Source organism: Streptomyces sp. NPDC093544, from assembly GCF_040683495.1.
GTDB lineage: Bacteria > Actinomycetota > Actinomycetes > Streptomycetales > Streptomycetaceae > Streptomyces.
Map to the genome: position 1 here is coordinate 1 of NZ_JBFBEA010000042.1, position 26,890 is coordinate 26,890.

General features: G+C 69.8%; 26 protein-coding genes and 1 pseudogene. 19 read left to right on the forward strand and 8 right to left on the reverse strand.

Annotated features, from left to right (window positions below; genetic code table 11):
• The 4 genes and pseudogenes from AB0N66_RS39060 to AB0N66_RS39075 form a co-directional block, all read left to right on the forward strand.
• Positions 1-187: pseudogene (locus AB0N66_RS39060) on the forward strand (lipoate-protein ligase B); the annotation flags it as partial.
• Between the two features lie 107 nt (positions 188-294).
• Positions 295-1,260, forward strand: coding sequence for a lipoyl synthase (gene lipA / locus AB0N66_RS39065; protein ID WP_365444519.1), 966 nt, complete (start codon positions 295-297; stop codon positions 1,258-1,260).
• 357 nt (positions 1,261-1,617) lie between these two features.
• Positions 1,618-1,815, forward strand: coding sequence for a hypothetical protein (locus tag AB0N66_RS39070; protein ID WP_365444522.1), 198 nt, complete (start codon positions 1,618-1,620; stop codon positions 1,813-1,815).
• An 86-nt stretch (positions 1,816-1,901) separates the two neighbouring features.
• Complete coding sequence (locus tag AB0N66_RS39075; protein ID WP_365444525.1) at positions 1,902-2,600, forward strand: DUF4191 domain-containing protein; 699 nt, start codon at positions 1,902-1,904, stop codon at positions 2,598-2,600.
• Positions 2,601-2,656: 56 nt separating this feature from the next.
• Here the strand turns inward: AB0N66_RS39075 and AB0N66_RS39080 are convergent, their stop codons facing one another.
• From AB0N66_RS39080 to AB0N66_RS39090, 3 genes are all read right to left on the reverse strand, one after another.
• Positions 2,657-3,157 carry a flavin reductase family protein gene (locus AB0N66_RS39080; RefSeq protein WP_365444620.1) on the reverse strand — a complete coding sequence of 167 codons (501 nt, stop codon included), beginning with the start codon at positions 3,155-3,157 and terminating at the stop codon, positions 2,657-2,659.
• A 352-nt stretch (positions 3,158-3,509) separates the two neighbouring features.
• Positions 3,510-4,697 (reverse strand): acyl-CoA dehydrogenase family protein, encoded by a 1,188-nt coding sequence (locus tag AB0N66_RS39085; protein WP_365444528.1) that lies wholly within the window; start codon positions 4,695-4,697, stop codon positions 3,510-3,512.
• Positions 4,698-4,849: 152 nt separating this feature from the next.
• Entirely contained in the window at positions 4,850-5,317 is a 468-nt protein-coding gene (locus AB0N66_RS39090; RefSeq protein WP_365444531.1) for an RDD family protein, read from the reverse strand.
• A gap of 199 nt (positions 5,318-5,516) precedes the next feature.
• Here AB0N66_RS39090 and glnA point away from each other — a divergent pair, with 199 nt between their 5' ends.
• The 3 genes from glnA to AB0N66_RS39105 all read left to right on the forward strand — a co-directional run bounded on the left by glnA (position 5,517) and on the right by AB0N66_RS39105 (position 8,755).
• The gene (gene glnA / locus AB0N66_RS39095) at positions 5,517-6,926 is read left to right on the forward strand and encodes a type I glutamate--ammonia ligase (RefSeq protein WP_365444534.1); all 1,410 of its coding nucleotides are present in this window, start codon (positions 5,517-5,519) and stop codon (positions 6,924-6,926) included.
• Between the two features lie 321 nt (positions 6,927-7,247).
• Positions 7,248-8,168, forward strand: a complete 921-nt coding sequence (gene htpX, locus AB0N66_RS39100; RefSeq protein ID WP_365444623.1) for a zinc metalloprotease HtpX — start codon at positions 7,248-7,250, stop codon at positions 8,166-8,168.
• A gap of 2 nt (positions 8,169-8,170) precedes the next feature.
• Positions 8,171-8,755: a hypothetical protein gene (locus AB0N66_RS39105; protein ID WP_365444537.1), complete on the forward strand. Its 585-nt coding sequence runs from the start codon at positions 8,171-8,173 to the stop codon at positions 8,753-8,755.
• 16 nt (positions 8,756-8,771) lie between these two features.
• Here the strand turns inward: AB0N66_RS39105 and AB0N66_RS39110 are convergent, their stop codons facing one another.
• The 3 genes from AB0N66_RS39110 to AB0N66_RS39120 form a co-directional block, all read right to left on the reverse strand.
• A complete protein-coding gene (locus AB0N66_RS39110; protein ID WP_365444540.1) occupies positions 8,772-9,083 on the reverse strand; it encodes a hypothetical protein in 312 nt (103 codons plus the stop codon).
• A gap of 288 nt (positions 9,084-9,371) precedes the next feature.
• Complete coding sequence (locus tag AB0N66_RS39115) at positions 9,372-10,730, reverse strand: DUF2252 domain-containing protein (protein ID WP_365444543.1); 1,359 nt, start codon at positions 10,728-10,730, stop codon at positions 9,372-9,374.
• A 5-nt stretch (positions 10,731-10,735) separates the two neighbouring features.
• A complete protein-coding gene (locus AB0N66_RS39120) occupies positions 10,736-11,221 on the reverse strand; it encodes a hypothetical protein (RefSeq protein ID WP_365444546.1) in 486 nt (161 codons plus the stop codon).
• 160 nt (positions 11,222-11,381) lie between these two features.
• Between AB0N66_RS39120 and AB0N66_RS39125 the strand changes: the two genes are divergently transcribed.
• The gene (locus AB0N66_RS39125) at positions 11,382-12,578 is read left to right on the forward strand and encodes a winged helix DNA-binding domain-containing protein (protein ID WP_365444626.1); all 1,197 of its coding nucleotides are present in this window, start codon (positions 11,382-11,384) and stop codon (positions 12,576-12,578) included.
• Positions 12,579-12,714: 136 nt separating this feature from the next.
• Here the strand turns inward: AB0N66_RS39125 and AB0N66_RS39130 are convergent, their stop codons facing one another.
• On the reverse strand, positions 12,715-13,023 hold the full coding sequence (locus tag AB0N66_RS39130) for a hypothetical protein (RefSeq protein WP_365444549.1): 309 nt from the start codon (positions 13,021-13,023) through the stop codon (positions 12,715-12,717).
• 308 nt (positions 13,024-13,331) lie between these two features.
• On the opposite strand from AB0N66_RS39130, the gene AB0N66_RS39135 reads away from it, so the two are divergent.
• The 7 genes from AB0N66_RS39135 (at position 13,332) to AB0N66_RS39165 (ending at position 21,467) form a co-directional block, all read left to right on the forward strand.
• Positions 13,332-13,988 (forward strand): hypothetical protein, encoded by a 657-nt coding sequence (locus tag AB0N66_RS39135; RefSeq protein WP_365444552.1) that lies wholly within the window; start codon positions 13,332-13,334, stop codon positions 13,986-13,988.
• A 356-nt stretch (positions 13,989-14,344) separates the two neighbouring features.
• On the forward strand, positions 14,345-15,373 hold the full coding sequence (glnII, locus tag AB0N66_RS39140; protein WP_365444555.1) for a glutamine synthetase: 1,029 nt from the start codon (positions 14,345-14,347) through the stop codon (positions 15,371-15,373).
• 410 nt (positions 15,374-15,783) lie between these two features.
• On the forward strand, positions 15,784-16,377 hold the full coding sequence (locus AB0N66_RS39145) for a winged helix-turn-helix domain-containing protein (protein ID WP_365444558.1): 594 nt from the start codon (positions 15,784-15,786) through the stop codon (positions 16,375-16,377).
• 99 nt (positions 16,378-16,476) lie between these two features.
• Positions 16,477-17,469, forward strand: a complete 993-nt coding sequence (locus tag AB0N66_RS39150; RefSeq protein WP_365444561.1) for an SDR family oxidoreductase — start codon at positions 16,477-16,479, stop codon at positions 17,467-17,469.
• A 304-nt stretch (positions 17,470-17,773) separates the two neighbouring features.
• On the forward strand, positions 17,774-19,048 hold the full coding sequence (locus tag AB0N66_RS39155; protein WP_365444564.1) for a sensor domain-containing protein: 1,275 nt from the start codon (positions 17,774-17,776) through the stop codon (positions 19,046-19,048).
• Positions 19,033-19,689 (forward strand): response regulator transcription factor, encoded by a 657-nt coding sequence (locus AB0N66_RS39160; protein WP_365444567.1) that lies wholly within the window; start codon positions 19,033-19,035, stop codon positions 19,687-19,689. Before AB0N66_RS39155 ends, AB0N66_RS39160 begins: the two co-directional genes overlap by 16 nt.
• A gap of 239 nt (positions 19,690-19,928) precedes the next feature.
• Positions 19,929-21,467: a DUF1996 domain-containing protein gene (locus AB0N66_RS39165; protein WP_365444570.1), complete on the forward strand. Its 1,539-nt coding sequence runs from the start codon at positions 19,929-19,931 to the stop codon at positions 21,465-21,467.
• Between the two features lie 151 nt (positions 21,468-21,618).
• Here AB0N66_RS39165 and AB0N66_RS39170 read toward each other — a convergent pair whose 3' ends face one another.
• Complete coding sequence (locus tag AB0N66_RS39170) at positions 21,619-22,029, reverse strand: hypothetical protein (protein WP_365444572.1); 411 nt, start codon at positions 22,027-22,029, stop codon at positions 21,619-21,621.
• 150 nt (positions 22,030-22,179) lie between these two features.
• Here AB0N66_RS39170 and AB0N66_RS39175 point away from each other — a divergent pair, with 150 nt between their 5' ends.
• From AB0N66_RS39175 to AB0N66_RS39190, 4 genes are all read left to right on the forward strand, one after another.
• A complete protein-coding gene (locus tag AB0N66_RS39175; RefSeq protein WP_365444575.1) occupies positions 22,180-22,719 on the forward strand; it encodes a tetratricopeptide repeat protein in 540 nt (179 codons plus the stop codon).
• A gap of 69 nt (positions 22,720-22,788) precedes the next feature.
• On the forward strand, positions 22,789-24,720 hold the full coding sequence (locus AB0N66_RS39180; protein WP_365444578.1) for a hypothetical protein: 1,932 nt from the start codon (positions 22,789-22,791) through the stop codon (positions 24,718-24,720).
• Between the two features lie 157 nt (positions 24,721-24,877).
• Positions 24,878-25,831, forward strand: a complete 954-nt coding sequence (locus AB0N66_RS39185) for a metal-dependent hydrolase (protein WP_365444581.1) — start codon at positions 24,878-24,880, stop codon at positions 25,829-25,831.
• Complete coding sequence (locus tag AB0N66_RS39190; protein WP_365444584.1) at positions 25,831-26,889, forward strand: PDR/VanB family oxidoreductase; 1,059 nt, start codon at positions 25,831-25,833, stop codon at positions 26,887-26,889. The genes AB0N66_RS39185 and AB0N66_RS39190 overlap by 1 nt, the downstream gene beginning before the upstream one ends.
• Position 26,890: the final 1 nt, after the last annotated feature.

Sequence of the window (26,890 nt, forward strand, 5' to 3'; positions counted from 1 at the left end):
GGACAACGTCTGGTTCGACCGGATCATCCCGTGCGGGATCCGCGACGCGGGTGTGGCCTCGCTCGCGGCCGAGCTGGGCCGCGACGTCACCATCGGCGAGGTTCTCCCGGTGGCCGAGCGGCATCTGAAGGACGTACTGGAGAACGCGGAGCTGCTGCCCCGGGAGATCGAGCGGGCGTCGGCGTAGCCCGGCGGGAATGGGCCCCTGTTCCCCAGGGTTGCCCGTCTCATAGACCGAAAACGAACGGGCGTACCCTGGTGTACGCCGAAGAATCGAAGCTACAGGGAGCCGATGTGTCCGCAGTCGCACCCGACGGACGCAAGATGCTGCGCCTGGAGGTCCGGAACGCCCAGACCCCCATCGAGCGCAAGCCCGAGTGGATCAAGACCCGGGCGAAAATGGGTCCCGAATACACAAAGATGCAAGCTCTCGTGAAGAGCGAGGGGCTGCACACGGTCTGCCAGGAGGCGGGCTGCCCCAACATCTACGAGTGCTGGGAAGACCGCGAGGCCACCTTCCTCATCGGCGGGGACCAGTGCACCCGACGCTGCGACTTCTGCCAGATCGACACGGGCAAGCCCGAGGCGCTGGACCGCGACGAGCCCCGCCGCGTGGGCGAGTCGGTCGTCACGATGGACCTGAACTACGCCACGATCACCGGCGTCGCCCGCGACGACCTGGAGGACGGCGGTGCCTGGCTGTACGCCGAGACGGTCCGCCAGATCCACGCCCAGACGTCGGGCCGCGAGGCGGGTCGCACCAAGGTCGAGCTGCTCGCCCCCGACTTCAACGCCGAGCCCGCCCAGCTCGCCGAGGTCTTCTCCTCGCGCCCCGAGGTCTTCGCGCACAACGTCGAGACGGTCCCGCGGATCTTCAAGCGCATCCGCCCCGGCTTCCGCTACGACCGCTCGCTGAAGGTCATCACCGAGGCCCGCGACTACGGTCTGGTCACCAAGTCGAACCTGATCCTCGGCATGGGCGAGACCCGCGAAGAGGTCAGCGAGGCGCTCCGGCAGCTGCACGAGGCGGGCTGCGAGCTCGTCACGATCACGCAGTACCTGCGCCCCTCCGTGCGCCACCACCCGGTGGAGCGCTGGGTCAAGCCGCACGAGTTCGTGGAGCTGAAGGAGGAGGCCGACCAGATCGGCTTCTCCGGTGTCATGTCCGGCCCGCTGGTCCGCTCCTCCTACCGGGCCGGCCGGCTGTACCAGATGGCCATCGAGAAGCGGGGCGCGTACGTGGCCTCGCAGGCGGTCTGAGCCGACGTACCGACGGTAAGAGGAAGGACGACGACGGCCTCGGGACCCCGTACGGCCTAGGCGGCCGGGCACGTCGTAGATGACGATCCGACGAGAGCGGTGGCACTGAGTGCCACCGCTCTCATGTGAATCGGCACACAAGCAACTCCCTCTCCGCGATGGCGCGTTCGACACGGCCGAGGCCGTCCCCGCAGATGGGGGCGCCGTCAGGGACGCATCAGCGATCGGCCCCGGTGCATCAAGGTTTCATTGGTGTTTGACCGGTCGGTCACGCCCTGGTAACACCAATCAGTGACGCTGGTCTTACACCACGTACCGCACCCGCTAGAGCCGCCATCCCGAGGGGGGAACTCCATCATGCAGGCCGCGCCCGTTCGCGCCACCGCCATCCCGTCGTTCACCGATGCACTCCGTGCCGTCGAGTCGGTCCTCATGAGCGGCGGCCAGCGCACCGCCCGCCGCAATGCCTGGACCTCCGTCCTGGAGGACCGCCGCCGCGCCAAGGACAGGGTCGAGGCGCAGCTCGTACTGGAAGCCGTCGCGACGCGTTCGTAGTCGCCGCCCCGCTCCCCCGGCACCTCGCCAACGCTTCCCCGGTACTGCCGTCGTCGGCGCTTCCCGGGCCACGTAGACTTCCGGGCATGGCGAGGAAGGAAAGCGCAGCGGACGCCGCTGCCGAACCCGGGCGACTCAAGCAGATCGCTCTGACTTACAAGATGACCCGTAAGGCCGATTCCAAGATCGGTCTTGTGCTCGCGGCTGTCGGAATCGTCACCCTCGGTGTCTTCCTCGCGATCGGCTTTTTGATCGGTCACCCGATCTATCTCGGCCTCTTCGGCCTCCTGCTCGCCTTCCTCGCGTCGGCGATCGTCTTCGGGCGCAGGGCCGAGCGGGCCGCCTTCGGGCAGATGGAAGGCCAGCCGGGCGCAGCCGCGGCCGTGCTGGACAACATCGGCCGAGGCTGGACCACGACTCCTGCGGTGGCGATGAACCGCAGCCAGGACGTGGTGCACCGCGCGGTCGGCAAGGCCGGCATCGTGCTGGTCGCGGAGGGCAACCCGAACCGGGTGAAGAGCCTGCTGGCCGCCGAGAAGAAGAAGATGGCGCGGATCGTGTCGGACGTCCCGGTGCACGACATTCTCGTGGGCACCGGTGAGGGCCAGGTGGAGCTCAAGAAGCTCCGTACGACGATGCTGAAGCTGCCGCGTGTGCTGGGCGGCCCGCAGGTCACCGCGACCAACGACCGGCTGCGTGCGATGGGCGACATCATGTCGAACCTTCCGCTGCCGAAGGGTCCGATGCCGAAGGGGATGCGGATGCCGCGGGGCAAGATGCGCTGAAGTGACTTGTTGTTCCGATGCTCCCCGTCATGAGGATGACGGGGAGCATCTCTGTTTCAGGCAAGGGTTCTGAACGCCCGGTCGTAGTACACCATCGGGGATCCCTCGCCCAGGCGCACGCCTCTCACCAGGCCTATCAGGACCGTGTGGTCTCCGGCGGGGTGACGGGCGTGGGCCGCGCAGTCCAGTTCGGACAGCGCCTGCTCGACCGTCGGTAGTCCGTCGGGGCTGAGGCACAGTCCGCCCGACGTGAACTTGTCGGCGCCCTTGGTGGCGAAGCGCAGTGCGAGCGGGCGGTGGACCGGGGCCAGCACGCTCACCGCGAAACGGTCGCAGCACTCGAACGACGCCGCCGAGTCGGCCGAGTTCGCCAGACAGACGAGGATCATCGGCGGATCGAGCGACACCGAACAGAAGGAGCTGGCCGTGAATCCCCGGGGGGTGCCGTCGGCGCAACGAGTGGTCACCACGACCACTCCCGAGGGGAAGCGCGCCATCGCGGCACGGAACTGCTCGGGGGCCACCTCGGCGTCCGCCACGTCCTGGCGATCCGTCATCGCAGCCGCGCCGCCATCGATCTGCTGAACCATCGTCAACTCCCGGAGGACTGACAGGTGAGCGAATTGCCGTGGCCGCATTCATGGCGATCGTGATTCGTGGCGATCGTGAATCAGCGATCGTGATTCACGGCAATCGTGGATGTCGGCTTCGGCAATGTGGCGGCCACCGATCGTGTTCGAGATGTCACGCGCATCCAGGACGACTATGCCGTCGCCGTCCCGGGCCGGCAACTGGACGACCGGTCCCTCGCGGCGCTCACCACCTGCGTCAACGCCGCCCGCCTCGGAGCGGGCGGCGTTCGAGAGGTACCGCCGAACGGGTGCCGAGAGGGGCTTACCGGGACCGGGTTCAGCGCACCGGCTCCGTCCGCTCCTGGCCGGACAGCGCCCAGGCGCCGTAAGCCGCACCGGTGGTCTCGAAGGACAGCGCCACGTGCGAGGCAGCGCTGTTCACGTCCCGCCAGAACCGTTGCACGGGGTCTGAGGAGGACTGTCCCGAGGTCCCGCTCGCGCGGAAGACCCGGTCGACGGCCGAGACGAGCAGTTCCACGGCCAGCGCGAGGTCCCTGGCGCCCCGGACCGCGGCCTCGCCCTCCGGCGGACACTCCGTGCCGTCGGCCACCGCCGCCGTCCGCAGGATGAGGAGTTCGGCTGCGTCCACCTCGGCGGCCGAGCGGGCCAGGGAGACCTGCGCCGACGGCATCTCGCGGACGGCCCGTCCCCGTCGGTCGACGCGCTGCCCGGTCCGCGCGATCCAGGCGCGCAGTGCGCCTCGGGCGGCCCCGATCAGCGGAGCGGCGAACGGCAGGCTGTTCACGGCGTACATCGGGACGATGTGGCAGCGCGCGTCCGACGCGGTCGCGTGGCCGGCGTGGACAGCCGAGCGCGGCAGGGTCAGGTGCTCGGGCACGAAGGCGTCGGAGAGGAGCAGGGTGTGGCTGCCGGTGCCGCGCATCCCCACGGTGAACCAGCTGTCCTCGATGGCGAAGTCGGCCCGCGGCACCGCGAAGAACCGCACCTCGGGCCGGTCCGCGGCGTTCGCGGCGTTCGCGGCCTTCTCCTCGTCCTTGGCCGGTACGGCCGCGCAGGCGAGCGCCCAGTCGGCGAAGTGCACCCCGCTGATGTACTTCCACTCACCGCTCAGTCGCCAGCCGCCGGCGACGGGCTCCGCCTTGCCGGACGGCATGAGCGCACCGGCAAGGACCACGTCCGGCCCGTCCGCCCAGATCTCCGCCTGCCCCGCCTCGGGCAGGAACGCCGCGTACCGCCCGGCGTAGGCCGCCAGCGAAGCCGCCCAGGCCGCTGACGTACACCCCTCGCCGACCAGCGCCACCGCCGAGGTCAGCTCGGTGAAACCGCCGGTCTCGCCGCCGTGGGCCACCGGTACGAAGTGCCGCGCGAATCCGGCGTCCCGCACCGCGCGGACCACCTGTGGTGAGAGCTGACGGGCGGTTTCCGCCTCGTCGCTGTACCGGGCCGCGATTTCGGCGACCTGCGGCGCTCGGGCCACGATCGTCGACTTGTTGTCGTACGACATGCTGTCCACCACCTTCACCGGGAGTGGACGCAGTGTCTCCGCCGTGGCTCGCCACCGACCGGACCCCGAGCCGGGCCGGGCGATCCGTCACCCGACCGGCGTCAGAAGTCGAGCATCGGGTCGCAGAAGGCCGACTGCCGCGGGGGCGATCGCTAGCCGCGGACCTCGATCGTGCGGGCCAGGCGGTCGTGGAGGCCGCGGCCGTTGCGGTCCCAGATCAGGGCGGGGAGGGCGAGGCACAGGAGCGCGGTGCGCAGGAGGGCGCGGAGGGGGTTGAGGCGGCCGCCGTTCTCCGGGACGATGCGCAGGCCGAAGAGGCGTTTGCCGGGCGTGCAGCCGACCGTGCCGACGGTGAGGACGCCGAGGGCGAAGAAGATGAGCAGGGCCCAGTTGCCTGTCGTCTGGTTGTAGCCGTCAGTGATCAGGCCGTATGCGATCAAGACGCAGAGCGCCCAGTCGACGACCAGGGCGCCGAGGCGGCGTCCGGGGCGGGCGATCGAGCCGGGTCCTTTCTCCGGCAGACCGAGCTGCTCACCGGGGTAGCCAAGGTCGACACCGGCTTCCCCCAGGGCTTCGCGCGGTCCGGAGAGCCATGATCCGATTGCTTGCCTCTTGTCCACGCGTCCACGGTACTGTGCCCGTTTTGACATGTGGACGGGTGGGGTGCCACGGACCCGGTCCGGTTAACTTGGGCGAAACAAATGGGTCACGCTTGAGAAATCCCCCGTCCCTATGGTCGGGTCCAGCGTGTGCCACCGCACTGGCCGCACGAACGAACTACCACCCCGGTCCGAAGTGAGCGGGAGTAGGAGGAGCTGGATGTTCCAGAACGCCGACGAGGTCAAGAAGTTCATCAAGGACGAAGACGTCAAGTTCGTCGACGTCCGCTTCTGCGACCTGCCGGGTGTGATGCAGCACTTCACCATTCCGGCACAGGCCTTCGACCCGACCGAGGAACTGGCCTTCGACGGCTCCTCCATCCGCGGCTTCCAGGCCATCCACGAGTCCGACATGGCGCTCCGCGCCGACCTGTCCACCGCGCGCGTCGACCCCTTCCGCCGCGACAAGACGGTCAACATCAACTTCTTCATCCACGACCCGATCACGGGCGAGCAGTACTCCCGTGACCCGCGCAACGTGGCGAAGAAGGCCGAGGCCTACCTCGCGTCGACCGGCATCGCCGACACCGCGTACTTCGGCCCCGAGGCCGAGTTCTACGTCTTCGACAGCGTGCGCTTCGACACCAAGTCGAACGAGGCGTTCTACCACATCGACTCCGAGGCGGGTGCCTGGAACACCGGCGCCGTCGAGGACAACCGTGGTTACAAGGTCCGCTACAAGGGCGGCTACTTCCCGACCCCGCCGGTGGACCACTTCGCCGACCTGCGTGCCGAGATCTCCCTGGAGCTGGCCGCGTCCGGCCTCCAGGTCGAGCGTCAGCACCACGAGGTGGGCACCGCCGGCCAGGCCGAGATCAACTACAAGTTCAACACGCTGCTCGCCGCGGCCGACGACCTCCAGCTCTTCAAGTACATCGTGAAGAACGTCGCCTGGCGCAACGGCAAGACCGCGACCTTCATGCCGAAGCCGATCTTCGGTGACAACGGCTCGGGCATGCACATCCACTCGTCGCTGTGGGCGAACGGCGACCCCCTGTTCTACGACGAGGCCGGTTACGCGGGCCTCTCGGACACCGCCCGCTTCTACATCGGCGGCATCCTCAAGCACGCCCCGTCGCTGCTCGCCTTCACCAACCCGACGGTGAACTCGTACCACCGCCTGGTCCCCGGCTTCGAGGCCCCGGTCAACCTGGTGTACTCGCAGCGCAACCGCTCCGCGGCCATGCGTATCCCGATCACCGGCTCGAACCCGAAGGCCAAGCGCGTCGAGTTCCGCGCGCCCGACTCCTCCGGCAACCCGTACCTCGCCTTCTCGGCGCTGCTGCTCGCGGGCCTCGACGGCATCAAGAACAAGATCGAGCCGGCCGAGCCGATCGACAAGGACCTCTACGAGCTGGCTCCCGAGGAGCACGCGGGCGTCGCCCAGGTCCCGACCTCCCTCCCGGCCGTCCTGGACCGCCTTGAGGCCGACCACGAGTTCCTGCTCGCGGGCAACGTCTTCACGCCCGACCTGATCGAGACGTGGATCGACTTCAAGCGCACCAACGAGATCGCTCCGCTGCAGCTGCGTCCGCACCCGCACGAGTTCGAGCTGTACTACGACGTGTAAGTCGTCGCCACGGTTCTTCTACGGAGCCCCGTCAGCGCCTTCGGGTGGTGGCGGGGCTCCGTCGTTGTGCCCCGCCACCACCCGAAGGCCCGCCACCCCGTCGCACCGTCGTACTCTCTCGCACCCTCTGCCCCGTCGCCCCGTCGTACTCTCCGTCCCGCCGTACTCTCCGTCCCGCCGACGTTGTCCGCTCCGGATAAATAAGTGGCTCTTGACAGGGCAGGTCTTTGCCCGCTGTGGGGTCGATCGGGGCCTGTATATGGGGGTGCGCGGGCGCACAATGGAATTCGGGACGAGTGCCCGAGTGTGGGGTGATGCATGATGCAGAGCCGGTTCCAGAGCGATCGGCGGTTGACCGTGCGGATGACGGTCACGTTGTTTTTGCTCGGTCTGTTGTACGTGGCCTTCATCGCGGCGTTGATCGTGCTGCTGAAGTCCTGGGTGCTGGTCGTGGTGATCGCGGTGGCGTTCCTCGGGGCGCAGTACTGGTTCTCGGACCGGATCGCGCTGTTCGCGATGCGTGGGCGGATCGTTGAGCGGGAGGAGTATCCGCAGCTGCACGGGGTGGTCGACCGGCTGTGTGCCGTCGCCGACATGCCGAAGCCGCTCATCGCCGTCTCCGAGATGGACATGCCCAACGCCTTCGCGACCGGGCGGAACCCCGATCACGCGGTGCTCTGTGTGACCACCGGGCTGCTGCGGCGGCTCGAACCCGACGAGCTCGAAGGTGTGCTGGCGCACGAGCTGTCGCACGTGGCGCACAAGGACGTCGCGGTGATCACCATCGCTTCGTTCCTCGGTGTGATCGCCGGGCTGATCGTCCGGTTCGCCCTTTACTCGCAGCTCTTGGGCGGCGGGCGCAGGGACCAGAACACTGCCATGGTGTTCATGGCCATCATGACGGTCTCCGCAGCCGTGTACACGATCAGTTTCCTGCTCATCCGGGCACTGTCCCGGTACCGCGAGCTGGCCGCCGACCGCGCCGCGGCCCAGCTCACCGGGCGGCCGTCGGCGCTGGCCTCCGCGCTGACCAAGGTCACCGGGGACATCGCCAAGATCCCGACCAAGGACCTGCGGACGGCCCAGGCCTTCAACGCCTTCTACTTCACCCCCGCTCTCGGCGCCGAACCGGGCGTGGCGAAGTACTTCTCCACCCACCCGAGCCTGGAGCAGCGGCTCGAACAACTGGCACGTATCTCGGCGGAGTTGGGTGAGGCGGCGACGCCCGGGAAGGCCGGCTGAACATGGGGCTCCTGGACATCCTGCTCGGGCGCAGCAGACCCGTCGCGCCCGACCTCGACCAGCTCTTCGCCCTGCCGTCGGCCGCCATCACCTTGCAGGCGGCCGCCGGGTTCACTCCGACGGGGACGGGCGCGGTGTGCTTCGCGACCGTCGAGGGCGGGGCGTTCGCCGAGGCGCGTCAGGAGGTCCAGGCGCTACTGGACGCGGATGCGGAACGGGACAGTTCGCCGGTGGAGATCAGCAAGGACGAGTACGGGTACTCGTGGCTGGTCTCGCGGCGGGAGCCCGACGATCTGCCCGCGCTGGTGAGTGATCTGCACGCGGTCAACAGTGCGCTGGAGGGCAGCGGCTTCGGGCCGCAACTGCTCTGCTCGGTGGCGAGCTTCCAGGACAGTGAGCAGCGGCGGCTCGGGCTCGTCTATCTCTACAAGCGCGGCACGTTCTATCCCTTCGCGCCGCTGGCCGGCCAGGCGCAGCAGCGCGACAACGCGCTGGAACTGCAGATCAAGGCCGCGCTCACCGACGATCTGCGGATCGAGCAGGACCTGAGTCGCTGGTTCCCGATCTGGGGCGCCCCGGGTCTGTGACCCGGGGCGCGCCGGCTTACTTCTGGCGCTCCTGGCGCCGTGCCTCCAGCGGACGTTCGCGGCGGTAGCGCCGCTCCCACCTGGCCTGACGGTCACGGCGGGCGCGGTACGCGCGGTAGGTGGAGTCCGCGCGGCCCCCGGATCCGGACGCGCCTCCCGAGGAGGCACCCGGCGCCGGACCCGGTGCGGACGCCGCAGATGTGCCGCCCCCGGTGCGGCCGTAGCGGACGTACAGGAAGAGCAGGGCGATCGCCGCGAGCCACAGGACGTGGTTGGAGAAGCCCAGGACGACCAGAATTGCGGTCGCAGAAATGATCAAGGTGCCCATGACGGGACTCCTTGCGTGCGTGGGTGACTGGATCTTGATGTGGTGAACGTGTCGTCCGATGAATCGACGGGGCGCTGCGGGAGGCTGCCCGTCCGTCGGTGCGTAGAGAGTAGCCCTGAGTCCGCCCACTGGTGCCTGTCCGGAGGAAAGCGGTGCTCAGCACCTCCGGAACGCCCCTCCACCGTAGGGAAGCGACACGTGGGTGCGCATCTGCATTTCCCTCGGCATGTCTCTCGCCTGCGCCCCGTCATATACCGCTGTGGAGTGGAGCAAGGTCCACGGCCGGGATCACACGCCCTGTGTCGCCGTGACAACCCCCGCCGTCACGGCGGCGCCCAGTGTCGCGTGGTCGGTGGTGTTCTGGTCCGCGTAGCGCAACGCGAAGTCCGCGACGGCGTGTTCGAAGGTGTCGGCGCCGCCCAGGTAGGCGGCGATCGCGATGCGGTCGCCGGAGCGGGCATGGGCGCGGGCCAGGGCGGTGCCGCAGAGGCGGGCGTAGGCGACCAGTTCGTCAGGGGCCATCCCGGCGACGTCCGCGGAGCCCTTCATGTCGCGCAGTTGCCGCCAGTAGAAGGCGCGTCCCTGTGGCCCGGTCATCCAGCCCAGGAAGATGTCGCTCGCCGCCTGCAACAGGCGCTGTCCGGCGACGACCCGATGCCCTGGATGGACGTACGGGCCGCCTGGCAGATGCTCTTCGAGTACGGATCTGCCGGCTTCCTTGATCTGGAGGAACAGCGGGTCGTCCGTGTCCCGCCCGGCGAGCAGCACGATGAAACAGCGGGTGCCGACGCTGCCGACGCCGACGACCTTGCGAGCGGCGTCGACGAAGCGGTAGCGGTCGAGGAGAAGGCGACGTTCCTCGGAGAGTGTGGAGCGGTAGTCACTGAAGATCTTGCGGAGCGACGCCATGTCGGAGACTCCGGCGGATTCGAGCAGCGGCGGGTCCTGGACGATGCGGCGGCGGCCGCCGACGGTCTCGGTGAGTTTGCCGAGCGCGTGCAGGCTGGTGCGCCGACGGGCGCGGGTGAGGCTCGACTCGACCCGCTTGCGGTGGTGGGCGGAGCGGACCAGCGGGAGCAGGCGGTCGGCGTCGATGCGCTCGTACCAGACGGCCAGCTCGCCCTTCCCGGCGAGCCGCCGGATGCTCTCGCGGTACTCGCCGACCGCCGCCTGGGTCGCACCGTGGGCCTGCGTCTCCGTGTGCCCGTTCTCGCGGGCAGCGACCGCGACGCTGGCCGCGAGCCGTTTGACGTCCCACTCGAAGGGGCCCGGGTGCGTCTCGTCGAAGTCGTTGAGGTCGAAGAGCAGGGTGCGTTCCGGGGAGGCGTACAGGCCGAAGTTGAGGAGGTGCGCGTCCCCGCAGAGCTGCACCGTGAGCCCGGTGTGCGGCTGGGCCGCCAGGTCGGCGGCCATGACGGCGGCGGCGCCGCGCAGGAACGCGAACGGCGACGCGGTCATCCGCCCGTACCGGATCGGCAGCAGCTCCTGAAGACGGCTCCTGCCCTGCCGTTCCAGTACGGCGACGGGGTCGGGCCGGCCGACGCCGGGGATCCAGCCGGCGTGCGCGGAACGGGAGACGCGTTTGCGGGCCGCTCTGCCCTGCGCGGCACGGTCCGCCGCGGTGGCCGTGGCGCCGATCGGGGCCATGGCCGTCAGTTCCGCACGGCTCTGGCCACCACGGCGGTGACCTCGCCGGAGAGTGTGCGGTTGCTGCGGGCGGTGGCGTCCTTGGCGGCGCCCGCGGCGACGTCGTCGACCGTGACGACGGCCGTGTCGAGGAGGTTGCCGCTCTGGTCGCGGAAGTCGATCTGGACGGCGTACGACCTCGACGAGGAGGCGGAGTTGGTGATGGTCACCTTGGCGGTGGAGCGTCCGTCGGAGTCGGTGCTCACGTCACCGACCTTGACGTCGCCCTTGGCGTTCACGCCGTTCTTGAACTCGTCGAACTTCTGGCCGGCCTCGGCGGTGGCGGAGGCGAGGGCGTCGCCGGCCTCGGAGGCGAGGGAGGACGCCGCGGACGCGGCCTTGGAGGCGGCGCCTGAGGGGGTGGTGTCGTCCGAGCAGCCGGTGAGGGGCATGGCGAGGGCCGCCGTGGCGGCTGCCGCCAGGATCAGCCCCGGTATGCCGTGCCTCGTCATGGCGTCTCCCGACGTCTCTCTGGTTTCTTGTCCGATTCCGCTCCTCGCGGTTGCCTCAGTCAAGGCGGGGAGCGGGGCGTACGCATGCCGGGTACGGCGATCGGGTGAGGTGCGCGCGAGGATGGGGACGACGGCGTACTACGGGGTGGGTGGAGACGGCATGGGCGGACAGCGGCGGCATATCGGGGTGGCTGAGCGGCGGGCGCGGCTCGCACTGGGGCAGCGGCTCGCGGTGTCCGCGCGGGCAGTGAGCCCCGAGGAGGTCGCCGCATCGCTGGTCGCGTTGCACGGAACCGATCCGGCGACGGTGTATCTGGCGGTCGGCGCGCGGCTGGCGGATGCCGGGAAGGCGGTGCCGGAGGTCGAGCGGGCGCTGTACGAGGACCGGACGCTGGTGCGGATGCACGGCATGCGGCACACCGTGTTCGTGTTCCCGACCGGGCTGGCCGCCGTGGTGCACGCGTCGACGGGGCTCGCCATCGCCGCGAAGGCCCGTGCCGGGCTGATCAAGGACATGACGACCGGCAGCGACGGCCGGCTGACCGAGGAGTGGCTCGCTGAGGTCGAGGCGTCCGCGCTCGCCGCGCTGGCCCGGCGCGGGCAGGCCACCGTGAACGAACTCACCCGGGATGAACCGCGGTTGAAGGAGCAGTTCACGTACGGGGCCGGCAAGAGCTACGAGAGTCCGCACACCGTGTCCTCGCGGCTGATGCGCGTGCTCGGTGTCGAGGGGCGGGTCGTGCGCGGGCGTCCGCTGGGGTCGTGGACGTCGTCCCAGTTCCGCTGGGCGGTCGCTCCGCCGCATCCCGGGCTTTTGCTCGCCGAGGCCCAGGCCGAGCTGTTGCGCCGTTGGCTGCGGGTGTGCGGGCCCGCGACCGAGGCGGACCTGAAGTGGTGGACGGGGTGGAAGGTCACTGACGTACGTCGTTCGCTGGCCGCGGTCGGGGCGGTGGCCGTCACCCTCGACGACGGGGGCACGGGGTACGTGGCGGCCGGCGACGTCGGGCCGGTGGGCGGGCCCGCGGAGCCGTGGGCCGCGCTGCTGCCAGGGCTCGATCCGACGGCCATGGGGTGGCAGGAGCGGGATTGGTATCTCGCCCCGGACCTGCGGCCGGCCCTCTTCGACGGCAGTGGGAATGTCGGACCGACGGTGTGGTGGGACGGGCGGGTGGTCGGGGGGTGGGCGCAGCGGTCCTCTGGCGAGGTGGCGTGGCGGCTGCTGGACACCGACGGGGTCGGGCGGGAGGCTCGCACGGCCATCTCGGCGGAGGCCGCGCGGTTGGGAGCCTGGCTGGGCTCGACCCGGATCACTCCGCGCTTCCGGACGCCGTTGGAGCGGGAGTTGGGGGCGGGGTGAGATTTTCGCCGCCTCCGCCCCTACCCGTCCCGTACCTGGGGGCTGTCGCCCCCAGACCCCCCGCTATCGGCCTGGACGGCCTCGTCCTCAAACGCCGGACGGGCTGAAAATCCTTAGCCCGTCCGGCGTTCAGGAATCAGCGCGCGTACCTCATCAGCGCTCGCACCATGTGGCACGTGGTGTCCGACGGTGGGTGGACGCCGATGAGTTGTGCGGTGACGTGTATCCGTTCGTTGCGGGCCTGGTTCGGCATGTAGATGCCGGAGTCGAGCAGGGCGATCGCGAGGCGCATCGCCTTGAGCCGGCGGTTGTGGATGACGTACCACTCGCGGGGACGCCCCGGCGGCAGCGGGCGCTTCTCCACGGGCTCGTACGGCAGGTCCAGCTGGACCGCCCTCTTGGACGTGGACTGGGTGGGCAGCGGCTTCAGTGCGGCAACGGGCACGGGCATCCTCCTGTCGCGGTCAGGGCACCGCCGGACTCCCCGGCGACACCCTCGAACACTGCTTCTATTCTACCGCCGAGCACTGACAAAAGCCGCTGGCCACAAGGCATTTGGGGCTGCTGGGGCACCAGCCGAAAAAGGGGTTCCACGTAGCGCGTGCGGCGCCCGTCGATCCCGGTCGACCTCGGCCGGGCGCCAACTCCCCTGTGACCTACGTTACTTCGGTGACTCCTGTAACTGTTGAGTAACTCCGTTCGGCATCTCGTACATAGCGGCGTACCGCACCCCCCGCACACAGGAGGCCGCCCATGTCGCGCAGGAGAACCCTCAGCACCAAGAAGAAGGTCGCGCTGTTGGTCAGCGCCGCGGTTGTGGCCGGAGGTGGGGCCTTCGCCCTGGCCGCCACCTCGAACGCGGCCTCGGTGCAGAACGCGGCGAGTTCGACGGTCTGCCAGGGACTGGCCACCGCGTTCGGCAACAACGAGCAGTTCATCGCCGACCAACGGGCCAACCCGGACTCGCAGTCGGAGGCCCGGATCGACAACCGCGAGGCGGTCCTCGCGCAGATCAAGGTGCAGCAGGAAGCGTCCGGCTGTGAGGTCGGGGAGTCGGCTCAGGACTCCCAGACCGCCACGCCGCCCGCCGCTCCCCCGGCCTCGGCTCCCGCCGAGAGCGCCCCCGCGCAGGACACCGGTGGCGACGCCGGCGCCGCCACCGGCGAGCAGGTCTGCAACGGCTCGACCGTCACCCTCTTCGCGGAGGCGGGCACCCCGGCCGCGTCCAGCAACCAGTTCCCGGCCGGCACGCAGCTCAAGGTCACGAACCTGGACAACAACAAGTCCACGACCGTGGAGGTCACTTCGGTCTCCGGAAGCTGTGTCCTGCTGAACACCGCGGCCTTCGAACTGGTCCGGGAGCCCGGCAAGTTCGTGATCCGCAACGTACGTATCGAGCGAGTGGGCTGACGGAAGCCGTAGCCGTACCGACCGGGTCCTGCCGCTCTCCGGCCTAGAGCGGCAGGACCCGCACCGCGTGCGCGCCCGCAAACCCATCGCATACGAGCCGTGGCACCGCGGGCAGCGGGAAACGCCGTGCGCGACCGCCCGGCAGGGCCGCCGATCGCGGTCGCGAACACCCCCGGCGAGCAGTGCCTGGTAATAACGGGCACACACAGCTCAGGTAACACGGGGTTCACATTTGAGCAATGATCGGGAAATCGCCTGTTGACACGCTGACCTGCATATCCGCGGCGCCCCAGTGCCGCAGCGCCGCAGGCAGCACCCGCAGTGCGACTGAAGACCCACCCCGAAGGATGTGGCCCGTGACCTTCAAGGCTGAGTACATCTGGATCGACGGCACCGAGCCGACGGCCAAGCTCCGTTCGAAGACGAAGATACTGGCCGACGACGCCAAGGGTGCCGAGCTGCCGATCTGGGGCTTCGACGGTTCCTCGACGAACCAGGCCGAGGGTCACGCCTCCGACCGCGTACTCAAGCCGGTCGCCAGCTACCCGGACCCGATCCGCGGCGGCGACGATGTGCTCGTCATGTGCGAGGTCCTCAACATCGACATGACGCCGCACGAGTCCAACACCCGTGCCGCGCTGACCGAGGTCGAGGAGAAGTTCGGCGCCCAGGAGCCGATCTTCGGCATCGAGCAGGAGTACACCTTCTTCAAGGGCACGCGCCCCCTCGGCTTCCCCGAGGGCGGCTTCCCGGCCGCGCAGGGCGGCTACTACTGCGGTGTCGGCTCGGACGAGATCTTCGGCCGTGACATCGTCGAGGCGCACCTGGAGAACTGTCTCAAGGCCGGTCTCGCCATCTCCGGCATCAACGCCGAGGTCATGCCCGGCCAGTGGGAGTTCCAGGTCGGCCCGGTCTCCCCGCTGGAGGTCTCCGACCAGCTGTGGGTGGCCCGCTGGCTGCTCTACCGCACCGCCGAGGACTTCGACGTCTCCGCGACCCTGGACCCGAAGCCGGTGAAGGGCGACTGGAACGGCGCGGGCGCGCACACCAACTTCTCCACGAAGGCGATGCGCGAGGGCTACGACGCGATCATCACCGCGTGCGAGTCGCTGGGCGAGGGCTCGAAGCCGATGGACCACGTCAAGCACTACGGCGCGGGCATCGACGACCGTCTGACCGGCCTGCACGAGACCGCCCCGTGGAACGAGTACTCCTACGGCGTCTCCAACCGCGGCGCCTCGGTCCGTATCCCCTGGCAGGTCGAGAAGGACGGCAAGGGCTACATCGAGGACCGCCGTCCGAACGCCAACGTCGACCCGTACCTCGTGACGCGTCTGATCGTCGACACCTGCTGCACCGCCCTGGAGAAGGCCGGCCAGGTCTGATCCACCCAGCTTGTGTGAGGGGCGTCCACCGTCGTGGTGGGCGCCCCTTCGCGTCTTTATGGGCACCTCTCCGCATTTTTAAGGGGATGTGACGTCAAGTTCACGCCAAGGAAGCGTCCGACGGGTGAGAGGAGTCTCCTGCCCGGCGCCGGCTTCTGCTTCAATGGAGTCATGGCCAGCTTCCAGAGGTACACCGCGACGGGTCGCCAGGACCTGGAGCCGTTCTGGCCTTCCCGTCAGCACCATGACTTCGACCGGGTGTGTTGTCGCGCGATGAACGCGCGGGCCCTCTAAAGCCGACACCCGGCCTCCGGCCAGCGCGCACGACGTACGTCCTCGACGACCCCGACCACGAACTCGCGGCCGTCGATCTTCCAGACGAACTTCTCGCGCGAAAGAGCTGACCTCTCATGGCGAACACCCGTTCCTTCTCCTCCGTCGCGACCGCGACCGCTTCCGCGACCAACACCACCTCCGGACGGCACCGACTGCGTGCCGTCGACCGGGACGAGGTGGTGGATGTCGCCGACTTCCTGCCGCCGGGTGCCACCTGGCTGCCCGCTCCCCAGCACACCCTGCCCGTGCTGCCGGGGCAGCCGCCGATGATCGGCTACCTGGTCCTCGTACCGGCCGACCAGCAGCCCCTGCTGCCGGTCGCCGTGCCGGACCGGCCCGAGCCGTTCACCACCGAGGGCGCCGTCGGCGGTGCCAACCCGCTCGTCCGCATCGACACCGTGCAGCGCACCGCCGAGGTCGACGGGCAGCAACTCGACCTCACCTACCTGGAGTTCGAGCTGCTCGCGCACCTCGTCGCGCACCCGCACCGGGTGCACACCCGCGACCAGCTGGTCACCACGGTGTGGGGCTACGGGCACGTGGGCGACGGACGGACCGTCGACGTCCACGTCGCACGGCTGCGGCGCAAGCTCGGCGTGCAGCACCGGCAGACGATTCAGACGGTGCGGCGAGTGGGGTACAAGTACGCGCCGCCGACCGGTCGTTGACCCTACGGCCATCCTTCGCATCCTGACGAAGGAACTCACGGATCTTCTGTCAGCAGATTCCCGTTCCGTACCGCCCGCCGTCCGGGCAGAGTCGCCCGCATGAGACTTCTGATGCTGGGCGGTACGGAGTTCGCGGGGCGCGCTGTCGTGGAGGCGGCGCTCGGTCGCGGCTGGGAGGTGACCGTCTTCCACCGGGGGCGGCACGCGCCTCCTGCCGGGGTGCGGTCGTTGCACGGCGACCGCACCGCTCCCGACGGGCTCGCGGCGCTTGCCGACGGTGAGTGGGATGTCGTCGTCGACACCTGGTCGGCCGCGCCGCGGGCCGTGCGGGACACGGCACGGCTGCTGGCCGGCCGGGTCGGACGCTATGTGTACGTGTCGAGCTGCTCCGTGTACGCGTGGCCCCCGCCCGCCGGGTACGGCGAGGACACAGCCCTCGTCGACGGGGCGTCCGGGGACGCCGAGCAGACGGACTACGCGCGGGACAAGCGGGGCGGCGAGCTGGCCGTGCTCGACGCGTTCGGGGCGGAGAGGTCGCTGCTGGTGCGGGCCGGGCTGATCCTCGGGCCGTACGAGAACATCGGGCGGCTGCCGTGGTGGCTGAACCGGGTCGCCCGGGGCGGGCCGGTGCTCGCCCCCGGGCCTCGTGAGCTCCCTCTCCAGTACGTCGATGTCCGCGATCTCGCCGATTGGGTCCTCGGGGGTGTGGAGCGGGGTCTGGGCGGGGCGTACAACCTGGTCAGTCCGCGGGGGCATACGACGATGGGAGGACTTCTCGACGCGTGCGTCCAGGTCACCGGGGGTGAGGGGGATCTGCGGTGGACCGATGCCGAGGTGATTCTCGGGGCCGGGGTGGAGCCGTGGGGGCAGTTGCCGGTGTGGGTGCCGGAGGGGAGCGAGCTGCATGGTGCGCTTCATGGGGTCGGGGTGGGGCGGGCGGTCGGCGCGGGGTTGCGGTGCCGGCCCGTGCTGGAGACCGTCGCCGATACCTGGAGCTGGCTCCAGGCACTCGGCGGGGTTGCGCCCCTGCGGGCCGACCGGCCTGCGGTGGGGCTTGATCCGGTGGTGGAGGCGAAGGTGCTTGGGCTGTGAGGGGTGGTTTTCCCGCCCCCTCCGCCCCTGCCCGTCCCGTTTCTGGGGGCTGCCGCCCCCAGACCCCCGCTTTCGGCCTGGACGGCCTCGTCCTCAAACGCCGGACGGGCTAAAGATCTCTAGCGCCGGCCGGGGAGAGATTCAGCCCCTCCGGCGTTTGAGGAGCGGGCTCTGGGGCGGAGCCCCAGGAACAAGGGACGGGCAGGGGCGGAGGGGGCGAAAAACAAAGGGGTGCACCCACCACCACCCCGGCCGGGGGGCCCGGCCCACCGACCGGCTCCACCCGGTCGGTGAGACTGAGCGCATGGATACGCAGAGCAGCAGCCCGGTGCGGGCGCGGGCGCGGGAAGTTTTCGTGGCGGGGGCGCGGGGGCTTCTGGTCGGTGTCGTCGGGCCGGTCGGGTCGGTTGTGCTGTTCGTGCTGGCGGTCGTGTCGATCGTGCTGGTGCCGGTCGGCGTCGGGATCGTCACGACGCCGTGGGTACTCAGCGGCGTACGTGCCTTCGCGAACTGGCGCCGGGTCGTCGCGGCCCAGTGGTGCGGGGTACGGATTCCGGCCATGTACCGGCCGGTGCCCGAGGGCGCCAACCCGTGGGAGCGGTGTTTCCGGATGCTCCGGGACCCGGCGACCTGGCGGGATCTGGCGTGGCTGCCGGTCGACATGACCGCCGGGTCCGTCACCGCGCTGTTGCCGGCTGTCCTGCTGCTCTACCCCCTGGAGGGGTTCGCGCTCGCGCTCGGACTGTGGCGCGTGCTGACGGATGGCACCGGCATCGGCTGGTGGTACGGGTTCGTGCCCGTCTCCGGGCAGGGCACGGCGCTCCTCGCGGGCGCGCTGGGCGTCGCACTCCTCGGCGCCTCCTACTACCTCACCCCGCCCCTGCTGCGCGTCCACTTTCTGCTCACCCGGGCCGTGCTCAGCCCGGGCGAGGGCCAACTCGCCGAGCGGGTGCGCGTGCTGACCGAGACACGGCGCGACGCGGTCGACACCTCGGCGGCCGAACTCCGGCGTATCGAGCGGGACTTGCACGACGGGGCGCAGGCGCGGCTGGTCGCCATGGGGATGGATCTGGGGACCATCGAGACACTGGTCGAGAAGGACCCGGCGAAGGCGAAGGAGTTGCTGGCGCAGGCCCGCAGGTCCTCCGCCGACGCACTCACCGAGCTGCGCGATCTCGTCCGGGGCATCCATCCGCCCGTGCTCGCCGAGCGCGGACTCGGCGACGCCGTAAGGGCGTTGGCGCTGCGGCTGCCTCTCGCGAGCGAGGTGGAGGTCGACCTCGACGGCCGGCCGGGCGCGCCGGTGGAGTCGGCGGCGTACTTCGCCGTCAGTGAGGTGCTGACCAACGCGGTCAAGCACTCGGGCGCCGAGCGTCTCTGGGTGGACGTCCATCACGCGGACGGCATGCTGCGCATCACGGTCACCGACAACGGCACGGGCGGCGCCCGGCTCGACGCGGGCTCCGGGCTCACCGGGATCGACAGGCGACTGGGTACATTCGACGGCGTCCTGGCCGTCAGCAGCCCCGCGGGCGGTCCCACCATGGTCACCATGGAGATCCCTTGCGAGTTGTCCTAGCCGAAGACCTGTTCCTGCTGCGCGACGGACTGGTCCGGATGCTCCAGGCGTACGACTTCGAGATCGCCGCGGCGGTCGAGACCGGGCCCGAACTCAGCCGGGCGCTGGCCGAGTTGGAGCCGGACGTCGCGGTGGTCGACGTACGGCTGCCGCCCTCGTTCACCGACGAGGGGCTGCAGTGCGCGCTGGAGGCACGCCGGAACCGGCCCGGGTTGCCGGTGCTCGTCCTTTCGCAGCACGTGGAGCAGTTGTACGCGCGGGAGCTGCTCGCCGACGGCACGGGCGGGGTCGGCTATCTGCTGAAGGACCGGGTGTTCGACGCGGACCAGTTCATCGATGCCGTGCGACGGGTCGCGGGTGGGGGTACGGCCATGGATCCGCAGGTGATCCAGCAGCTGCTGTCGCGGCGTTCGACCACCGACCAGCCGCTCGGGCGACTCACCCCGCGCGAGCTGGAGGTGCTCGAACTGATGGCGCAGGGGCGCACGAACGCGGCGATCGCGGGTCAACTCGTGGTCACGGAACGGGCGATCGCCAAACACACCTCCAATATCTTCGCCAAACTGGGACTGGAGGTCTCGGACGATGACAATCGGCGCGTACTCGCGGTGCTCGCCTATCTGGACCAAGGGCAGCGGTGAACCGTACTGACACATGTTCAGCGGCGCTGAATATCATTCAGACCCGTCACCAAACCTGTTTTCCGAGATCAACTGCCGGAGAATCGCGGGCTTCTGCGCCCATTGTGGCGGAATTGACCTCACGAACTTCTAAGATTTTCCAGGGTTTCTGAACACCCCACACGCCTCACGCGTATGGAATGGAGCCGCTTCACTCCTGTCGGGCGCCTCCTGCCCCGCAAGGAAGTCAGAGGAGTTCCATGGGACGCAACGTACGAAAACGCCGTTCGCCACTGGCCGTTCGCGCCGTGGCCGCATCCGCGGCCCTCGCGATCGGTGGAGGCGGTCTTGTCTGGGCGAACTTTTACGCCTCGGCTCACGAGGAGAACTCAGGGCAGAACAGCACCAAGGCCGCCACCGCTCAGGTGGCCACCATCTACTGCCCGGATGTCGGCCAGCAGCTCACCGATGTGCCCGACCCGGCGCGCGGGGAGGTCGACGGCGAGCTGGCCACGCTGGACCAGCAGATCACCGACGCCTACCAGCGGTTGGCGACCACCCGCGACGCGCAGGCCCAGGACGCGAGCTTCGTCCAGAACTCCGTTCTCCAGCCGCTCAAGGACAACCGAGCGGTGATCATCGACCGGATCCAGCTGGAGATATCCCGCGTCGGCGGCAACGCCCCGGGCACGCTGGACGGTCTCGCTTCCTGCACCGGGGAGGCCGTGGAACAGCCGCAGACCAACGACGGTCAGGCGGGGGACGGCCAGGACCAGAACGGTGGCGACCAGAACGCCGAGAGTCCCGCTCCTGGTGGGGACGCCGCTGAGCCCGCTCCTCCGGCAGCAGGCGGCGGTCAGGGTGGCAACGGCCCGGTGGCGGACGACTTCCAGGACATCACCACCGCCCAGGCCAACGCCCAGCTGGGTGTCGGCGCGAACGGGATCGCCGCGAACGGGAATTCCGGTTCGAAGGGCACCTTCACCACGAAGTGCGGCACCAACGGGAACGACAACCACAACACGGACAACGTGATCGTCGCCCCCGGTGTCACCAACGGTGCGCACCACCTGCACGACTACGTCGGCAACCAGAACAACGACGCTTTCGCGAGCGACGAGGACCTGGCCGCGGCCGACACCACCTGCCAGAACCAGGGTGACAAGTCGTCGTACTTCTGGCCGGTGCTGCGTCTGCAGGACGGCTCGCAGGACTTCGACCAGAACAACGCCGGTGGCGGCACCGAGGGCAACGTCGGCAAGATCCTCCAGCCCACCAAGGCGCAGCTCAAGTTCGTCGGCAACAAGACCAGCAACGTCGTCGCGATGCCGACGGCCCTGCGCATCATCACCGGTGACGCCAAGGCCTTCATCAACGGCAACGCGAACGCCAACACGAACTGGAGCTGCACCGGCTTCGAGAACAAGGTGCAGCTGGAGGACAAGTACCCGATCTGCCCCGAGGGCAGTGACGTGGTGCGGACCACCAACTTCCAGAGCTGCTGGGACGGCCAGAACATCGACAGCGCCAACCACCGCACGCACGTGGCGTTCGTCCAGGCCGACGGCACCTGCGCCAACGGCTTCAAGGCGATCCCCCAGCTCCAGGTCCGTCTGGTCTACGACGTACCGGCTCCGACCATCGAGAACGGCCAGGTCGTGAACCCGTACGCGGTGGACAGCTTCCCGGAGAACCTGCACAAGCCGATCACCGACCACAACGACTTCATCAACTTCTTCGACACGAACACGATGAACAAGGTGGTCAATTGCATCAACAAGAACAAGAAGTGCACGTGAGTGGCTCACTGAGAAGGTGACCTGCTGAGAAAGCCGGTGGTGGGAATCTCCCACCACCGGCTTTCTCTTGCCCCACCGATTTTCGCCTGCCCCACCAGCTTTCGCTTGCCTCGGACCCGGACCGGATCCGAGGCAGTCCCGGACCCACGCGTCAGCCGGTGTGGCCGGCGTGCGAGGTCCCCACCTCCATGGTCCCGCCGAGCTGGCCGCGCAGCGCGGTGACCACCTTCTGCTCGCCGACGGCCACCCACTTGCGGCCGACGAGGTAGAACCCGCCGTAGTCCTTGGCTCCGTTGATCCACTCGCGCTGGCCGCGGTCGGTGGCGAAGGTCGCGAGGATGAACTGGCCGTCGGTGTTCTTGCAGGTGGCCTGGCGGATCTCGTCCGCGTCTGTCTGGAGCTCGGGGGCACAGCCCGCCTCACTCGCGATGTGCTCCAGGCTGCCGGTCGCGGTGACAGGCACTGCGTCGGAGGTGTCCGAGGTGTCCTCGGCCGCGCAGCCAGTGAGCGCCAGCACCGCCACGGCTCCGGCCACCGTGAGCTTCGGTCGCGTCAACCTCATACCTACGTACCTCCGGTCTGTGTCGGCGCCCATACCGCCGGGAGCCCCGTCGAACGAAGGCCCTTGCCCTGGATACGGCTCCCACGGGCCCAGCGCTCAATCAGCGGCCCCGGTCGGCCTCAGTGGGCACACCCGTGCGAGGGTGAGCCTGTGAACGAAGACTGGGAAAACTGGGAGAAGCGTACGGCGGCGGCGTGGTCCACGTTCGACGACTATGACGATGGGGGCACCTCCCACGCCCTTAAGGCAGTGGGGGACGACGCGGCGGACTTCCGGGCGGTGATCGACGCGCTGGTCGCCGAGCTGCCCGCCGCCAGCCCGCTCGGCCCGTTCGAGCAGGCGTGCGCCTGGGACTCGACGGGTCACTCGGACAAGGCCATTCCGCTGTACCGGGAGGCGCTGGCCCGCGGCCTGGGCGGTTACCGTGGCCGCCGTACCAAGATCCAGCTGGCCAGTTCGCTGCGGAACCTCGGGAAGCCGGAGGAGGGCTTCGAGCTTCTCGGCCCCGAACTCGACGCTCCCTCCGACGAGTTGGACGACGCGGTACGCGCCTGCCTGGCCCTCTGCCTCGCCGACCTGGGCCGCGAACGCGAGGGCCTCGCCCTGGTGATCGGCGCCCTCGCACCCCATCTGCCGCGCTATCAGCGGTCGATGGCGAACTACGCGAGGCTCCTGGTCGAACCCGAGTAGGGCAGGGCCGGTCAAACCCGAGTAGGGCACGGCCGGTGACCATCCAACGACTCGCTCGTTTTGCGCTATGTGCAGTCACAGGATGTAGCCCCGCGCTCCGCACCCTCCTCAGGCCCGGTCGTCGATGTCGAGCAGGCCGAGGCGGCGCTCGTCGAGCACTATCCGCGGCTGGTCCGGCTCGCCTATCTGGTGCTGCCGCCCAGCCTCGGCCGCAACCGCCGGGTGCTGACCGCGCACGCCCTCACCCAGCGTGCGCTGCCGCGGAGCCGCACGTCAGGTGACGCGACGGTCATCCCGGCCCAGCAGACGGGCGGCGGCCGCGACGGCGACCCGGGCTACGCCTTCGTACGCCTCCAAGTGGTGCGTACGGCGTTGGAGGCGGGCCTGCCGCTGGCACGGCCCGCGTGGCCCAAGCGCTCCCAGCTGCCGCCGCTGCTGCCCCAGGTGTGGGGCCTCAGGCTCTTCCCGCGTTCGGGTGGCGCCGACGAACTCGCCCTGGACCAGCGGCTGTCCGCGCTCTCCGGGCCGGCCCGCGCCGCGTATGTGCTGCGCGGCCTGGAGAAGCTGTCCGAGGCGGACGTACGGAAGGTGCTGACGGCGGCGGGCGTCGACGACCCGGGCGCGGCGCTCGCGGTGGCCGCCGGTGTGGAGGCGCAGGACTCCCTGCTCGACTCCCCCGAGTTCGACCCCTGTTCGCTGCATGCCCGGCCCACCGACCTGATGCGGCGCAGGCAGCATGTGAAAGCCGCGATCGCCGCCACCGTGGCCGTCGTGGTGTGCGGTGCGCTGCTCGGCCTGCCCGGCGACGGGTGGGGGCCTGATGGCGCCGCGGCGCCGTCGTACGCGCAGAACCCGGCGGCCCAGGCCGCGCTGGATCCGGCGCAGCTGACCAAGGTGCCGGCCCTGGCCTGGCAGTCGTCCGCGCGCACCGACTTCTCCGTGTGGCCCGCGCGCGGGACCCTCACCGGGGACAGCGCGCTGCTGCGGCGGGCGCTCGCCGTGTGGGCGCGGCCCGGCGAGTCCGTGGCGGTGTCGGCGACCCCCGGCACTCCGTCCGGCGCCCCGCCCGGACCGCCGCAGCTGCTGTACGCGGGTGTGGTGGACCAGGCCCGTGTCGTGCTGCTCTACGACGGTCTGCGCATCGCGCGGTACGCCGAGCCGACCGACGGAACGAACGGCGCGGCCCTCGACTTCGCGCGCGTCGACAGCGCGAAGGGGGCGGAGGCCGAGGCGGTGGTCCTCGGCCGGACCGACGGCAACGTCCGCTATCTGACGGCCCCTTGGGTGACGAAGGCCACCGAGCGGGACCTGATGAAGCCGTCCGCCGGCGCGATGGATCTCGATCTCTCCGCCGACGGTGTCGCCTCCCCGTTGGCCAGCCCGGCCCAGCGGTCCGGCGCGTGCACCTCGTGGAACGTGCTGGAGCTGAAGGACAACTCGGGCACGCGTCTGCTGACCGACCTCGGCGAGCTGATCCCGGCGCATCTCACTTCGGGGCAGCCCTCGTCCCCCGGCGAGGCGACCGGCGCCGAAGCGCTGCGGAACTGGGCGCCGTTCGCCTGCTCGCTGGCCTCCGTGCGCTCGCAGGGCGTGCGGTCGGTGAACGCCTGGCAGTACGCGCGGCAGTCACTGCCCGACGCCGGCGGCAGCGCCACCTGGGTGTGCACGCGGGCCGACACCTGGCGGGGCGGCGGCACGCGCGTCCTTGCGCAGTTCCAGACACCGGGCGGGGTGTACGGGGCGGTCGCCGCGAAGGCCGAGAACTCGCCCGCGTGCGGCCCCCGCGACCCGCATGTGCTGGCGGGTGTGCTGTGGAAGTCGGGCACGGGAAGCTGGTATCTCCTCGCGGCCGGGAGCAGGGACACGGCGTCGGTCGGCGCGACCGGCGGGGTGACCGGGTCGGCGCGGGGCCCCCTGCTCTCCGTACGGACGAAGCAGGGAGCGCAGGCCGAGCTGAAGGGGAGCCTGGAGGACGGGCGGGAGATCAGCGGGCTGCGCTAGGGCCTGTCCGAGCGGGCTGCGCTATGGCCTGTCCGGCCGATCAAGTCGCAGGAAAGCGGCGGCGCCTCGCCGGTGCCGGAGACCCTCGCTGACACTCGCGTCAACAAGTCGACGCACAGGGGTTCTCCCAGCGACTACCCGTCAGTACATTGACGGCATGTCTAACACGCGTGCTCGGCTGCCCGAACCGGTCGACTCCGAGCGGATACCCCTCAAGGCGCGGAAGGTGTCGTTCTCCTGGGAGGACACGCCTCTGCACTGGGTGCCGGGCGATCCGTTCGCCACGCACACGATCAACGTGCTGCATCTGCTGCTGCCGGCCGGTGAGCGCTGGTTCGTGCATGTGTACAAGCAGGTGCTGCCGTACATCCGGGACGAGCGGCTGCGCGAGGACGTCATCGGGTTCATCGGCCAGGAGGCGATGCACGCGCAGGCGCACGACGAGGTACTCCCCCACCTGAGGGAACTCGGGCTCGACCCGACGCCGTACACCGCCCAGGTCGACTGGCTCTTCGAGAAGCTGCTCGGCGACCGTACGCTGCCGCCGGGCAAGGCCCGTAAGTGGTGGCTGCTGGAGCGGGTCGCGATCATCGCGGCGATCGAGCACTACACCGCGTTCCTCGGCAACTGGGTACTGAACGCGGAGGAGTTGGACCGACGGGGCGCCGACCCGACCATGCTGGACCTGCTGCGCTGGCACGGCGCGGAGGAGGTCGAGCACCGGTCCGTGGCGTTCGAGCTGTTCCTGCATGTCGACGGGGGCTACCGGCGCCGCGCGCGGACCTGGGCGACCGCGTTCACGGCCCTGGTCTTCCTGTGGCAGCGCGGGGCGCGGTTCTTCATGGAGAACGATCCGACGCTCACGGCGGGCAGGGCGAGCTTCAAGGACTTCCATCGGGCCGGGAAGGCGGGGGTACTGCCGACGACCGGGGACATGCTCAAGTCCATTCCGCGCTACCTCAGCCGGGCCTACCACCCGTCCCAGGAGGGGTCGACCGAGCAGGCCGTTGCCTATCTCGCCTCATCACCTGCGGCGACGGCCGCGGAGAAAGCCGCAGAGCAGGTCGCGGAGCAGGTCACCGAGCAGGCCGCGGAAAGGGGCGTGGCCTGATGCCTCGGCTGCGGACCGTCGTGGCCGTCGCCGGAGCGGCCCTGCTCGTCAGGCGCGCGATGCGCCGCCGGATCGAGGCCTCGCCGCTGTGGCCGCTGCCCACGCTGGAGAACCCGGTCTCCGGGCGGCCACGCTCCCGGGCCCTGCGGCTGTCGGTCGCCCGGCATGAGCGGGTCGCCGACGGTGTCGTACAACTCCGCCTGGAGGGACGGGACTTGCCGCGCTGGGAGCCGGGCGCGCATCTCGACCTGGTGCTGCCTTCGGGGCTCGTACGCCAGTACTCGCTCTGTGGGGACCCGGAGGACACCTCGTCGTACACCGTCGCTACCCGGCTCGTGGGCGAGGCGGCGGGCGGGCGCGGGGGTTCGCGCGAGGTGCACGAGGGGCTCCGGGACGGCATGGAGGTCGAGGTGCGCGGGCCGCGCAACCGGTTCCCGCTCGTGGCCGCTCCCGCGTATGTCTTCGTGGCCGGCGGTATCGGGATCACGCCGGTCCTGCCGATGCTGCGGTCGCTCCAACAGGGCGCCGATTGGAGGCTGTTGTACTGCGGGCGTACGCGGGCCTCGATGCCGTTCCTGGAGGAGATCGGGAAACTGCGGGGCGGGCGGGTCACCGTTGTCGCCGAGGACGAGGCCGGACTGCCGGAACTCGACGGGCTGTTCGCCGATGTTCCCGAGGGCGCGGCGGTCTATAGCTGCGGTCCGGAGGGGCTGATGGCGGCGGTCGAGGCCCTGCTCCCGGAGGGGGCGGCGCTGCACCTGGAACGGTTCGCGCCGCGTACGTCCAGCGAGGGGAACGTCGCCTTCGAGGTCGAACTGCGGCGCAGCGGACGTACGTTGACCGTGTCCGCCGACTCCACCGTTCTCGCCGCCGTGCGCGCGGAGCTGCCGAACACCGCCTACTCCTGCGCGCAAGGATTCTGCGGAACCTGCCAACAGCGGGTCCTGGAAGGGGAGATCGAGCACCGGGACGAACTGCTCACGGATGCGGAACGTAGCGACTCGATGCTGATCTGTGTATCACGGGCCCGTGGTGAGAAGATCGTCCTGGACATGTGAA